The organism is Blautia faecicola, assembly GCF_004123145.1.
Classification (GTDB): Bacteria; Bacillota; Clostridia; order Lachnospirales; family Lachnospiraceae; genus Oliverpabstia; species Oliverpabstia faecicola.
The window spans coordinates 2,478,470-2,491,920 of the sequence record NZ_SDKC01000001.1; the positions used below are offsets into that span (position 1 = coordinate 2,478,470).

Below are 13,451 nucleotides of genomic sequence, written 5' to 3' on the forward strand. Positions count from 1 at the left end.
CCTCCCGTTTGTCTCATTTTATTATATCGTGATCCGCACATTCCGTGCTTTCCGCTGCTTCGCAGCTATCACGATCGCCATTCGCCGCTCCCGATGAATAAGCTGCGCTTATTCCCGCTCGCTAACGCTCATTATATCATACAGACAGCAAAAAGACTGCCCAGCTGGTACTTTTACCGGGCAGTCTTTTTGCTTTTATTTACTTTTAAGGAATGTTTTTGTCAGGGTTTCTTCCTATTTAAAATATGCAACACCGGATTCGAAGATCTTGATATCCTGTTCTCCGTAGATGTTCATGGCTACGGCATCGCCGCGGCGTTCGCTGTGAGCCATCTTTCCAAGTACACGACCATCCGGGCTTGTGATTCCTTCAATAGCTGCGTAGGAACCGTTGACGTTCCATTCTTCATCCATGGATACGTTTCCATTCAGATCACAGTACTGGGTTGCTACCTGACCGTTTGCGAAGAGTTTATCGATCCACTCTTTGCTTGCCACGAAACGGCCCTCTCCATGAGATGCCGGGTTGACATATACTTTGCCAAGTTCTGCCTGTGCCAGCCATGGGGATTTGTTGGTTACTACTTTGGTGTAAACCATCTTGGAAATATGTCTGCCGATGGTATTGTAAGTCAGTGTCGGTGAATCTGCAGTCTGTCCTACGATCTCGCCATAAGGAACCAGTCCCAGTTTGATCAAAGCCTGGAATCCGTTACAGATACCAAGTGCCAGACCATCTCTCTCATTCAACAGTTTTGTTACGGCTTCTTTGATCTTCGCATTCTGGAAAGCAGTTGCAAAGAATTTTGCGGAACCATCCGGTTCGTCACCAGCAGAGAATCCGCCTGGGAACATGATGATCTGTGCCTGATTGATCGCTTCCTCGAAGATTGCTACAGAATCACGGATATCTTCTGCCGTCAGGTTCTTGAATACTCTTGTGATCACGTTCGCACCGGCACGTTCAAATGCCTTCGCACTGTCGTACTCACAGTTTGTACCCGGGAATACCGGAATAAATACGGTCGGGCGTGCTACTTTATGTTTGCATACATGGATGCTGTCTGCTTTGTACAGCGGGCTTTCCACTTTCTCCATGTTGTCGGTTCCTTTTGTTTTGAAGACTTTCTCCAGAGTTCCGGTCCATGCATCCAGTGCTTCTTTCATGGAAATTTCCATGCCGTCTTTGTATGTGAATTTTGCATCGTCTGTTACTTCACCGATCACGGTATACGTTACAGACAGTTCTCCGACTTTATCAGCCGGTACTTCGCAGATGATATCACCAAATCCCGGTGCAAACAGATCTCTCTCGTCCAGATTGTGTTCAATCTTCACACCCAGCTGATTACCGAATGCCATCTTGCTGACTGCTGCTGCGATACCATGACGATCCAGTGCATAAGCGGAAAGCACTTTGCCATCCAGGATATCCTGATGCAGTTTTCCGTACTGATCCATAGTTGCTGCATAATCCGGCAGATCATAGCTGTCTTTCGGCAGACGGATCCATACCAGTCTGCTTCCTGCCTTTTTCAGTTCCGGTGTGATAATATCCTGTTTCTTAGCCACATCTACCGCAAAGGAAACCAGTGTCGGCGGAACATCAATATCGTTGAAGGTTCCGGACATACTGTCCTTTCCACCGATAGATGGAAGGCCAAATCCCATCTGTGCCGCATATGCACCGAGCAACGCTGCAAATGGCTGACTCCAACGTTCCGGATCCTCTGTCATTCGGCGGAAGTATTCCTGGAAGGTGAAACGGATCTTGGAGTAATCTCCGCCGTTCGCTACGATGCGTGCAATAGATTCTACAACTGCATAAACTGCACCGTGATATGGGCTCCAGCTGGATACATATGGATCAAATCCGTAGCTCATCATAGTCACAGTATCTGTTTTTCCGTTCATTACCGGAACCTTAGCGACCATAGCCTGAGTTTCTGTCAGCTGATATTTACCACCATATGGCATAAATACGCTTCCTGCTCCGATGGATCCGTCAAACATCTCCACCAGACCTTTCTGGGAACAGGTATTCAGATCTGCCAGCATAGACAGCCATGCTGCTTTTGTATCTGCAGGCGCTTTTTCTTCACGCTCCAGAACATTTCCCTCTTTATTCGGAATGTCTACCAGAACTTCTGTCTCCTGATGCGCACCGTTGGTATCCAGGAAAGCACGGGAAATATTAACAACTTCTTTTCCTCTCCAGTTCAGTACCAGACGCGGTTCTTCGGTAACAACGGCTACCACAACAGCCTCCAGGTTTTCTTCGTTAGCGTATTTCATGAATTCGTCAACATCTTTCGGATCTACAACAACTGCCATACGCTCCTGGGACTCGGAGATTGCGATCTCGGTTCCGTCCAGACCGGCGTATTTTTTCGGTACTTTATCCAGATTGATCTGCAGACCAGGTGCCAGTTCACCGATAGCTACGGATACACCGCCGGCACCGAAGTCGTTACATTTCTTGATCAGTTTACTTACTTCTTCTCTGCGGAACATACGCTGGATCTTACGTTCGGTCGGCGCATTTCCTTTCTGTACTTCGGCTCCGCACACTTCGATGGAAGCTTCGGTATGTACTTTGGAAGATCCGGTAGCACCACCGATACCGTCACGGCCGGTACGTCCGCCAAGCAGGATGATGATATCGCCCGGATCGGAATTCTCTCTCTTGACTGCACGTCTTGGAGCAGCGCCCATAACCGCACCGATCTCCATACGTTTTGCCACATAATTCGGATGATAGATTTCTTTTACATAACCGGTAGCCAGACCGATCTGGTTACCATAGGAGCTGTAACCGTGTGCAGCACCACGTACCAGTTTCTTCTGCGGCAGTTTTCCTTTCAGTGTCTCTTTAACAGAAACGGTAGGATCTGCGGCACCGGTCACACGCATTGCCTGGTATACATAGGTACGTCCTGACAGCGGGTCACGGATCGCACCACCAAGGCACGTAGCTGCGCCACCGAACGGTTCGATCTCGGTCGGATGGTTATGTGTTTCATTCTTAAAGTTGATGAGCCATTCTTCTTCTTTTCCATCCACATCGACCGGAACTACGATGGAGCAGGCATTAATCTCATCGGATTCTTCCTGATCCTGCAGTTTTCCTTCGGATTTCAGTTTCTTCATGGCAAGAAGTGCCAGATCCATCAGACAGATGAATTTGTCATCTCTTCCTTTGTACAGGACTTCTCTGTCTGCCAGATACTGTTCATACGTTTTTACAATCGGCTCTTTATAGTCACCGTCTTTGAAGGTTACTTTCTTAAGCTCTGTAGAGAAGGTGGTGTGACGGCAATGGTCAGACCAGTAAGTATCCAGCACACGGATCTCTGTCATGGAAGGATTTCTCTTCTCTTCATTTTTAAAATAATTCTGGATATGTTTGAAATCTTTGAATGTCATAGCCAGATTCAGGGAAGTATACAGCTCTTTCAGTGCTGCCTCTTCCATATCGATAAATCCGTCGAAGATTTTTACATCTGCCGGTTCTTCAAACTTTGTTACCAGTGTTTCCGGTTTTACCATTCCGGTCTCACGGGAATCTACCGGGTTGATGCAGTGATTCTTGATCGCTTCAAATTCTTCGTCGGAAACAGTTCCCTCGATTACATAAGTGGTTGCAGATTTGATGATCGGCTGCTCGTCCTCTTTCAGGAACTGTACACACTGTACGGCAGAATCCGCTCTCTGATCAAACTGACCCGGCAGGTATTCTACGGAAAATACTCTTGCTCCTTCTACCATCGGGATCTGCTCTTTATACAGCACGTCTACCGGCGGCTCGGAGAATACGCATGTACATGCTTTCTCGAACACCTCATCTGAAATATTTTCTACATCGTAACGAATATATACATGAACTGCTGTCACAGTCTTAATTCCAAGGTAGCTGCTGATCTCATGTTTTAATTCTTTTGCCTGTACCGCAAAATCAGGTTTCTTTTCCACATAAACACGTTTTACACTGCTCATCGTACACCTGTCCTTTCTCTGTCGCATCTGCAACTGACTTCTCTTCGGTCTTTTACACTATTAAAGGCACTGCTGGATCGCATCTCTCAGAGATCCAGTGTACCGTCACTATAAAAATACCACAGAAAATCTTATTAGTAAAATTAATAGATTTAATCTTTTTAATAAGCTTTTCTTATATTTATTGATTTTTTATAAAATACTGGATGCCATCCGCGGATTTTGTTATACTGAAAGCAGTTATAAGGAGGGCTTATCAAACATGATGGATATCAACTATGAATTGTACAAAGTATTTTACTATGTGGCGATCTCCCTGAGTTTTTCCGATGCTTCGAAACAGCTGTTTATCTCCCAGTCGGCCGTCAGCCAGTCGATCAAAGTGCTCGAAAAGAAACTGGGGATCACACTGTTTATCCGAAGCACCAAACGGGTACAGCTGACCCCGGAAGGCGAGACGCTGCTTCGCCACATCGAACCGGCAATGAACCTGATCAAGCGCGGGGAAGCGCAGCTCATGGAAGCCAGCAACTTAGGCGGCGGTCAGCTTCGCATCGGCGCCAGTGACACCATCTGCCGCTACTATCTGGTTCCGTTTTTAAACAAATTTCATAAAACCTACCCGAATGTCCACATCAAAGTGACCAACCAGACCTCTACCAAATGTGTGGATCTCCTCGAAATGGGACAGGTCGACCTGATCGTCACCAACTACCCGAACTCCCGGCTAAGCCACGGCGACCATATCCGGACGATCCATTCGTTCAAAGACTGCTTCATCGCAAGCTCCAGACACTACAAAGAACTGATGGGCAAAAAACTCCACCTGAAAGATCTCCTGGAATACCCGATCATGATGCTCGACCGCAAAAGCACCACCAGCGAATTCCTGCACCACCTCTTCCAGCAACACCAGCTGGACCTCGTCCCGGAAATCGAACTGGGCAGTAACGACCTCCTGATCGATCTTGCCCGCATCGGTCTCGGCATCGCCTTCGTCCCGGACTACTGCATACCCGACGATGGCGAACTCTTCCCCCTGGACATCCAGGAGGAACTCCCGGGCCGAACCCTCGTTATCGCCCACAACCCGCAGCTGCCGCTGACTAAAGCAGCGAAGGAATTCCTGAACATTCTCTAACTCAAAAAGGGAGCATCCGTTTTCCAACCGATGCTCCCTTTGTATCAATTATCTTTCCCAAAATTCTTTTAAAATTTTCCCAACCCCCTTTCGGTCACAAACCACATACTCCTCCCACTCCCGCGGAAACAACCCCTTATAATCCGGTGAGCAAAACCTCTCATCCAGCAGCAAAATCACCCCCCGGTCCTCCCGCGTCCGAATCACCCTCCCAGCGGACTGCAACACCTTATTCATCCCCGGAAACCGATACGCATAATCAAACCCGTTCTCCTGCTTTCCGTCATAAAACTGCTTCAAAATCTCCCTCTCATAACTCACCTGCGGAAGCCCCGTCCCCACGATCACAGCCCCCACAAGCCTCTCCCCAATGAGATCGATCCCCTCCGCAAAGATCCCTCCCATCACACAAAAGCCAAGCAGCGTCCCCGCACTGTCACTCTCAAACCGCTCCAGAAACGCCTCCCTCTCATCCTCCTGCATCGACGAACTCTGCAACAAAACCTCCGCCTCATCCGTCCCATACAATTCCTGATACCGTTCAAAAATATCCTCCATCATCCGGTACGACGGAAAGAAAATCATATAATTCCCCGTATGCGAAACCGCCACTGCATGAATATACTCCGCAATCTTCCCGTACTCCTCCGGTCCTCTCCGCGTGTACCGGCTGCTCACATCCCGTCCAAGGATCAGACACTTCTGCTCCTTCGCAAACGGTGTCTGCGCATAGATCGCATAATCATCACTGCGCCCGCTCAAAAGCTGTCGATAATACAGTACCGGAAGCAACGTCGCCGAAAAGAAAATCGTGCTTCGCCCCTTATCCATACAATTTTGCAGATTCTGCGCCGGATTCACACAGAACAGTTTCACCCGAAACCTTCCGTCCTCGTCATGCTGTGTATAAATCACATAATTCTCGTCGATCAGATCACAAGTATACAGAAAACTGCGCATCTCAAAATAAAAATCCAGAAGTTCCTTTCGAAGATTTCCATCCTCCAGCTCTTCCAGGTAATTTTCCATCTCCCCCATCACCGAAAGCAGTGCCAGTGAAAAATTCCCAACAGCCGGAAGGATCCGGTACGTCTCACACTCTCGCTTCCACTCTAGCATCTGCCGGTTGCACCGCTCCAGCGCTTTCTCAAGCTTTTTCCGGTACGGTTTCACCAGTTTTTTGATCTTCAGGATATCCTCCTTGTACAAAACCGCACTGTACATCTCCCGTCCACGTTCCACCAGGTTATGCGCCTCATCGATCAGAAATACATAATCCCCTTTGATCCCTTCCGCAAAAAATCTCCGCAGATATACCTGTGGATCAAACACATAATTATAGTCACAGATTACCCCATCTACCCAGTTGGCAAGATCCAGACTCATCTCATACGGGCAGACCTGATATTTTTCCGCGTAGGAAAGCAGCATCTCCCGGTCATAGATCTCTTCTTTCTCCAGAAGTTCAAATACCGCATCATTTACCCGTTCAAAATGTCCCTTGGCTCTCGCACATGCTGCCGGATTGCACTCCATGTTTTCACACACGCACAACTTTTCTTTTGCTGTGAGAAGCAGGGATTTCCACCGAAGTCCATGCTTTTTCAAAATCTCAAATGCCTCCCATGCAACCGTCCGGGTAATTGTTTTTGCCGTCAGATAAAAGATTTTTTCCGAGATTCCTTCTCCCACGGAACGCACGGCAGGATACAGACACGACATCGTTTTTCCCACACCGGTCGGTGCCTGGATAAACAGCTGTTTTTCCCGCAGGATCGTCCGGTAAACACCATGCACCAGATCTCGCTGCCCCTCCCGGTACGGGAAAGGGAATTCCAGCCCCGTCATGGATGCATTCCGTTCTTTTTTCCACTCCTGATACCGGTGCGCCCAGACATAGTAGGTATCGGCAAGTTTCTGAAACCAAATTTTCAGTTCCTGTGCATCAAACAGATAAGAAAACCGGCGGATCTCCTCTGTCTCCATATTGCAGTAAGTTATCTGCACTTCCATCTGTTCCTGCTGATTCTGTTCCGTATAGATTGCCGCATAGCATTTTGCCTGCGCGAGATGAACCAGCACCGGTTCTTCCACATACCGTAGATCCCGATGCACACCTTTGATCTCATCGACCATCACATGATCTTCTTTTTCCTCGATTCCGTCCGCACGCCCTTCCACCAGGATGTCAAGATCTTCATAGCAAAAGCGGTAACTGAGCGGCACTTCCGCCTGGTAAGCTGCTCCCATCTGTCTCTGGATCTTTTTATGGATCCTGGTTCCCTTCGCCAGTGACTCTTTGTCAGCCCACCCGCCTCTCCGGTTGTCGATATCTCCGGAACGCAGAATAAACTCTACAATATCTCTGACTGAAATCTTTACTTCTTCTTTTTCCATCCGCTCACCGCCTTTTTTTTTTCACATTTGTTTATTATACCGCACAATCCGTTTTTTGCCTACACCGACTCAGTCCCCGCATATACGAAAAAATCTTCCGCAGGAACCATCCCGGTTCTCCACGAAAGATTTTCTTTTCCCGCATATCAAATTTTTTCAGATGATGCACTTACGCAATCGCAAATTTCTGAATTGCCTTCTCGAATTCTTTGTCTTCTCCGTAACACTGAACGGTCAGTTCCTGTGTCAGATCCATGCTCATGATTCCGAGGATGGATTTTGCATCAATAATCACACGATTGTAGAAGATGTCAATATCAAAGTCACATTTTCCAGCCGCCTTCACAAATTCTTCCACTTCACTCGCCTCATTTAATTTGATTTTGCTTGTTTTCATATCTGGCATTATATCAATCCTTTCTGAAACTCGCGGTAACAAAATCTGTGTACCGGTATAGAATGTCGATACTCCCTTCTCCAACTGGTAGTACCACATATTTCGAGATTTGATTATCGCATCTGCTGCGAAATTTGTCAACTTTTTAATCTTCCCTATTTTATGCCGGTGGCGCACTACTTTTTGTGCTTTCTTTTACATTTTTCACCTGTTTTTTTGCTATTTGCACAGCATTTTCTCAGGTTTGAAATCGTTTACAATTCAGATTGAGCAATATTCTCTTGAAAATCAGCTTCTCTTTTTCAAATTTCGTCAAAAACAACATAAAAATTAAGGAACAGCATTTTCACACTGTTCCTCTGAAGGATTATCCAACGATTTTTTCCACCGCTTTATCCAGATATTCATTTTCCACCGCATGGAAGGCTCCCTTATCGGCAGCTTCCGCATACAACGGATTGATCGGCATCTTGCCGAGTACTTCAGTTCCGAGTTCTGCCACGATCTCATCGATATGGCTCTCACCGAATACGGAAATGTGTTTTCCACAGTCCGGACATACCAGGTAGCTGTAGTTTTCCACAACACCCAGCACATTGATTTTCATCATCTGTGCCATCTTGTAAGCTTTACGAACGATCATTTTTACCAGATCCTGCGGAGAAGATACGATTACGATACCTTCCACCGGCAGCGACTGGAAGACTGTCAGCGGTACATCACCGGTTCCCGGCGGCATATCTACGAACAGATAGTCCAGATCTCCCCAGATCACATCGGTCCAGAACTGTTTTACCATATTTGCCAGGATCGGTCCTCTCCAGATGACCGGTTCGTCTTCTCTCGGAAGCAGCAGGTTTACGGACATGACTTTGATGCCGTTCTTTGCCTCGATCGGATAGATACCGGCGTCCACTGCCTGTGCCGGACCTTTGACACCGTACATTTTCGGAATGGACGGTCCTGTGATATCCGCATCCAGAATACCTACTTTGTAACCCTTCTGTGCCATTCTATTAGCCAGAGATGCGGTAACGAAAGATTTACCAACACCGCCTTTGCCGCTGACGATACCAATCACATGTTTTACATTTGACTGACTGTTCATCTCTTCCAGCATGCTCTTTGGCTGTTTGCTTGGACATCCTTCACAGCTTTCTTTGCTGCAGGATGTACTGCTACATTCTTTTGCCATTGTTGTTTTTCCTCTTTTCTTTTTATTTCATAAAGCGATCGATTGCTTTGTTCAGTTCCTCGAGGGCCTCCATATCCCCGTCCTGAACTGCGTCCACAATACAATGCTGTATGTGATCCTGTAAAATCACTTTTCCGGTGTTATTGATTGCCGACTTTACTGCGGAAAGCTGGATCAGTACTTCCGAACAGTCTCTGCCTTCCTCCACCATCCGGCGAATGGATTCCAGATGACCGATGGCCCGCGACAGCCGGTTGATCACCGCTTTTGTGTTTTCATGGGAATGGGTATGACTGTGCTTGACAACCGTTCCATCTTCCAGTACATGTACATGCTCTCCCATCTGTTTCCTCCCATCCATACATTTCCCGATCAGATCTCGGAAAATGTATATCGCTGATGCATCCCGGAAAGATAGACATCAAAGACTATACTGCCATCTTTCTGAACGCTTTTTTCGTAAGTTCCTTCCTGTCCCCTGCATCGTTCCCGGATATAGCTTTCCGGATCTTCACACTGGATTTCCTCAAAAAACTGATCTCTGGAATGATTCAGCGGACACTGGTTTATAATTTCTCTGATGACTTCATATTGTTTCATCTATCGTCCCTCCCACATCGTTTTTATTATAACAATCTTTTGCAAAAAGAACAACACATCCGGAAGAAAAAGGAAGAAGAAAAAGTGAGAAAACTGTTGCCTTTCCAACCGTAAGGTTGTATCATAGCATACAAGAAATTAAAATACATTTAAGGTGATTTTAAATGCATTTTGACTCGTAACTGTGAAGGTACTGAGCATTTACGAAAGAAAAATAAATGAGTGATAAACAGCAGGAGGAAAAAGCACATGCAGCTTTTAGAAGAACGTATCTTAAAGGACGGAATTGTCAAACCGGGAAATGTTTTAAAGGTTGACAGTTTCTTAAATCACCAGATGGACATCGAATTTATCAACGAACTGGGAAAAGAGTTCAAACGCCGGTTCGCTGACGCACCGATCACAAAGATTCTTACCATCGAGGCTTCCGGTATCGGTATTGCCTGTCTGGTTGCCCAGTATTTCCATGTTCCGGTTGTTTTCGCAAAGAAAGCACAGAGCCTGAATCTGGACGGAGAGATGTTTACCTCCAAAGTAGAATCTTTTACACACAAGAAAGTATACGACGTTATCCTTTCCAAAAAGTTCCTCGGACCGGAAGATCATGTACTTCTGATCGATGACTTCCTGGCAAACGGATGCGCACTGATGGGACTGATCGATATCGTCAACAAATCCAGAGCTACCCTGGAGGGTGCCGGCATCGTCATCGAAAAAGGCTTCCAGGAAGGCGGAAAGAAGATCCGTGATATGGGTGTCCGCCTCGAGTCTCTGGCAATCGTGGATTCCATGACCGACGATTCCCTGACCTTCCGTCCGAACAACTAAAACAAAAAAGAACGTTCCGGTTCGACATTCGGAACGTTCTTTTTTTGTACGCAGTCAGCTCCCAATATCCTCTTCATCAAATTCCACTACCGTGTAATATCCGCGGTCGGTCTCTTTGATATCTTTTACAATCCCTTTTCGTGACTGTAATCTCTCATAACCCGGATAGTTTTTACTCATAGCGATCATCGGCTGGATCGTATAGTAATACGAGGTCGGCAGCACACTCTCTGTCACATCCACTTCCTGACCTACCGTCAGAAGTCCCTGGCGCTCCATCTTAAATTCCATATTTCTCATACACATTTCTCCTTTTCTGTTTTTATTATAATTTTCTCAGGGAAAAATACAAGTCAAACGCCCCTGTTTTTCCTGCATTTTTCGTATTTTTCAAAAAACGTAACAGGAAATTGTGAAAAATTTTGTCTTGCGAAACCAGAATTGCCATTATATAATGGGGTACGTGATTTAAACGACGGGTTCGAAACATTCTGGTTTCAACCCACAGCCAACCAAACATTCATAGAACAAAGGAGAACAAATATGGGTGGAATTTTTGGAGTTGCATCAAAAAGCAATTGTGTGTCTGATTTATTTTTTGGAACGGACTATCATTCTCATCTTGGTACACGCCGGGGTGGCATGGCAGTCTACGGCAAAGAAAGCGGATTCAACCGGGCGATCCACAATATCCAGAACGCTCCCTTCCGTACAAAATTTGAACGGGACGTGCAGGAATTAGAGGGTACTCTCGGTATCGGCTGTATCTCTGATACAGAACCGCAACCGCTTTTAGTTCAGTCTCATCTGGGAAGTTTTGCGATCACAACTGTTGGTAAGATCAATAATATGGACGAACTGGTAAAACGTTCTTTCGCCAACGGCTGCACACATTTTCTCGAAATGAGCGGCGGAGATATTAACGCTACAGAGATGGTGGCATCTCTCATCAATCAGAAATCTTCTCTGATCGAAGGCATTCGCTACGCGCAGGATGTTATTGAAGGATCTATGACCATGCTGGTTATGACTCCTGAAGGTATCTATGCGGCCAGAGACCGATTAGGCCGTACTCCACTGATCCTCGGAAAGAAAGAGGATGCGATCTGCGCTTCTTTTGAGAACTTTGCTTATTTTAATCTCGGTTACCATGACTACAAAGAACTGGGACCATCTGAGATTGTCTTCTTTACACCGGATGGTGTGGAAACTGTTTCTCCGGCAAAAAATGAAATGAAGATCTGCTCCTTCTTATGGGTCTACTATGGTTATCCGACCTCTTCCTACGAAGGAATCAACGTGGAACAGATGCGTTACAACTGCGGTGATATGCTTGCAAAACGTGACAATGTATCTGCCGATATCGTTGCAGGTGTTCCGGATTCCGGTACTGCACATGCCATCGGTTATGCCAACCGTTCCGGTATTCCGTTTGCCCGCCCATTTATCAAATATACCCCGACCTGGCCGCGTTCTTTTATGCCGGCACATCAGCGTCAGAGAGAGCAGATTGCTCACATGAAACTGATCCCGGTTCGTGAACTGATCAAAGACAAGAGCATGGTGCTGATCGACGACTCTATCGTGCGTGGTACACAGCTTGGTCAGACAACCCAGTTCCTGTACGAGAGCGGTGCGAAAGAAGTACATATCCGTCCGGCATGTCCGCCGTTATTATACGGATGTAAATACCTGAACTTCTCCCGTTCCAAATCCGAGATGGATCTGATCACTCGCCGTGTGATCCAGAAACGGGAAGGTACGGTGACGGAAGCGATTCTGGAAGATTACGCCAATCCGGATTCTCACAACTATCACGAAATGCTTGATGAAATCGGCAAACAGCTGAACTTTACTTCTCTTCGCTATCATCGTCTCGACGATATGGTGGCTTCCATCGGACTCGAACCATGCAAAGTTTGTACTTACTGCTTTGACGGAAAAGAATAAATAAAGCTTATACATAAAAATCCAGGCAGCTGGCTTTCACCGTTGCCTGGATTTTTGTTGCATTGTATATTCTCTTTATTTTTCCACCGGATATCCGCATTTTTTACAGTACTCTGCTCCGGGTTCAAGTTCTGCTCCACAGTTCGGGCAGGTACCTGCCGTTCTGACCGGCTGCTGATTCTGACTGCTGTTTGACGGATGATTCTCTCCAAAAAGCTCTTTTGCCTTATCTTTCAGATTATTTCCCACATCTTCCATTGTGGATTTGAAATCAAAACCGTTTGGATTCACCGATGTGCCATTCGGATTGGAACCGGAAGTCGGCCATACCGGCGGCGGTGTCTGGGCTGTGGTATTCCCGGTATAGTAGTAATAATCCCGCTGGCTTTCGGTCTGCTGTGGTGCGGTCTTTTCATAGGCGTCTGCGAAATTGTTCATCACATCACAGGCATAAAAGTACGATAAAAACGGAATATGCATCACAATCGTAAAGATCACCGGTGATTCGATATGCACGTTGTAGCGGTCACCTGCCTGATCCAGCCGGGATGCCAGCTGATACGTCCAGTACAGTCCGTAGATGCCACAGGTGATCCAGGAAAGGATCCATGCCACGATATAATTCTGCGTCATTTTCCGGTCATCTCTGCAAACCCAGTTGGTATCTTCCCCATACTGATACCAGAAAAAGATATGATACAGACCGCAGGTCACGAGCCCTAGCAGTGCACTGACCAGACCATTTCTTCTTTTTATTCTCATATACGTTCGTCTCCTCTGTCATGTTCTGTTATTTGATGCACTTATTATACCATCAATGAAAATCTCTCACAATGGCACAACCCCCTCAGAAAATGAATCTTCTCTTAATTTTTTCTTGTCCGTTTCTTATTTTACATCTATAATTACAGACAGGCTGATTTCAGTCGCAAAATCTGAACAGTAAA

11 protein-coding genes are annotated in these 13,451 nt (G+C 46.4%); 3 read left to right on the forward strand and 8 right to left on the reverse strand.

What is annotated here, in order from left to right:
- Positions 1-234 precede the first annotated feature (234 nt).
- Positions 235-3,996: a phosphoribosylformylglycinamidine synthase gene (locus ETP43_RS11145; protein WP_129258114.1), complete on the reverse strand. Its 3,762-nt coding sequence runs from the start codon at positions 3,994-3,996 to the stop codon at positions 235-237.
- A gap of 265 nt (positions 3,997-4,261) precedes the next feature.
- Here ETP43_RS11145 and ETP43_RS11150 point away from each other — a divergent pair, with 265 nt between their 5' ends.
- Positions 4,262-5,137: a LysR family transcriptional regulator gene (locus tag ETP43_RS11150; protein ID WP_129259588.1), complete on the forward strand. Its 876-nt coding sequence runs from the start codon at positions 4,262-4,264 to the stop codon at positions 5,135-5,137.
- Between the two features lie 48 nt (positions 5,138-5,185).
- Here ETP43_RS11150 and ETP43_RS11155 read toward each other — a convergent pair whose 3' ends face one another.
- The 5 genes from ETP43_RS11155 to ETP43_RS11175 all read right to left on the reverse strand — a co-directional run bounded on the left by ETP43_RS11155 (position 5,186) and on the right by ETP43_RS11175 (position 9,726).
- Positions 5,186-7,534 (reverse strand): helicase C-terminal domain-containing protein, encoded by a 2,349-nt coding sequence (locus ETP43_RS11155; RefSeq protein WP_129258116.1) that lies wholly within the window; start codon positions 7,532-7,534, stop codon positions 5,186-5,188.
- Between the two features lie 169 nt (positions 7,535-7,703).
- Positions 7,704-7,931 (reverse strand): HPr family phosphocarrier protein, encoded by a 228-nt coding sequence (locus ETP43_RS11160; RefSeq protein ID WP_129258118.1) that lies wholly within the window; start codon positions 7,929-7,931, stop codon positions 7,704-7,706.
- Positions 7,932-8,298: 367 nt separating this feature from the next.
- On the reverse strand, positions 8,299-9,126 hold the full coding sequence (locus ETP43_RS11165; protein ID WP_129258120.1) for an Mrp/NBP35 family ATP-binding protein: 828 nt from the start codon (positions 9,124-9,126) through the stop codon (positions 8,299-8,301).
- A gap of 22 nt (positions 9,127-9,148) precedes the next feature.
- Positions 9,149-9,469 carry a metal-sensing transcriptional repressor gene (locus ETP43_RS11170; protein ID WP_022399153.1) on the reverse strand — a complete coding sequence of 107 codons (321 nt, stop codon included), beginning with the start codon at positions 9,467-9,469 and terminating at the stop codon, positions 9,149-9,151.
- Between the two features lie 29 nt (positions 9,470-9,498).
- Positions 9,499-9,726: a hypothetical protein gene (locus tag ETP43_RS11175; protein ID WP_129258122.1), complete on the reverse strand. Its 228-nt coding sequence runs from the start codon at positions 9,724-9,726 to the stop codon at positions 9,499-9,501.
- 249 nt (positions 9,727-9,975) lie between these two features.
- Between ETP43_RS11175 and ETP43_RS11180 the strand changes: the two genes are divergently transcribed.
- The gene (locus ETP43_RS11180) at positions 9,976-10,554 is read left to right on the forward strand and encodes a xanthine phosphoribosyltransferase (RefSeq protein WP_022399155.1); all 579 of its coding nucleotides are present in this window, start codon (positions 9,976-9,978) and stop codon (positions 10,552-10,554) included.
- 54 nt (positions 10,555-10,608) lie between these two features.
- On the opposite strand, the gene ETP43_RS11185 is transcribed toward ETP43_RS11180, so the two are convergent.
- Complete coding sequence (locus ETP43_RS11185; RefSeq protein ID WP_022399156.1) at positions 10,609-10,854, reverse strand: hypothetical protein; 246 nt, start codon at positions 10,852-10,854, stop codon at positions 10,609-10,611.
- A gap of 243 nt (positions 10,855-11,097) precedes the next feature.
- Here ETP43_RS11185 and ETP43_RS11190 point away from each other — a divergent pair, with 243 nt between their 5' ends.
- Complete coding sequence (locus ETP43_RS11190; RefSeq protein WP_129258124.1) at positions 11,098-12,504, forward strand: amidophosphoribosyltransferase; 1,407 nt, start codon at positions 11,098-11,100, stop codon at positions 12,502-12,504.
- Positions 12,505-12,579: 75 nt separating this feature from the next.
- Here ETP43_RS11190 and ETP43_RS11195 read toward each other — a convergent pair whose 3' ends face one another.
- Complete coding sequence (locus ETP43_RS11195; RefSeq protein ID WP_129259590.1) at positions 12,580-13,266, reverse strand: DUF4234 domain-containing protein; 687 nt, start codon at positions 13,264-13,266, stop codon at positions 12,580-12,582.
- Positions 13,267-13,451 lie beyond the last annotated feature (185 nt).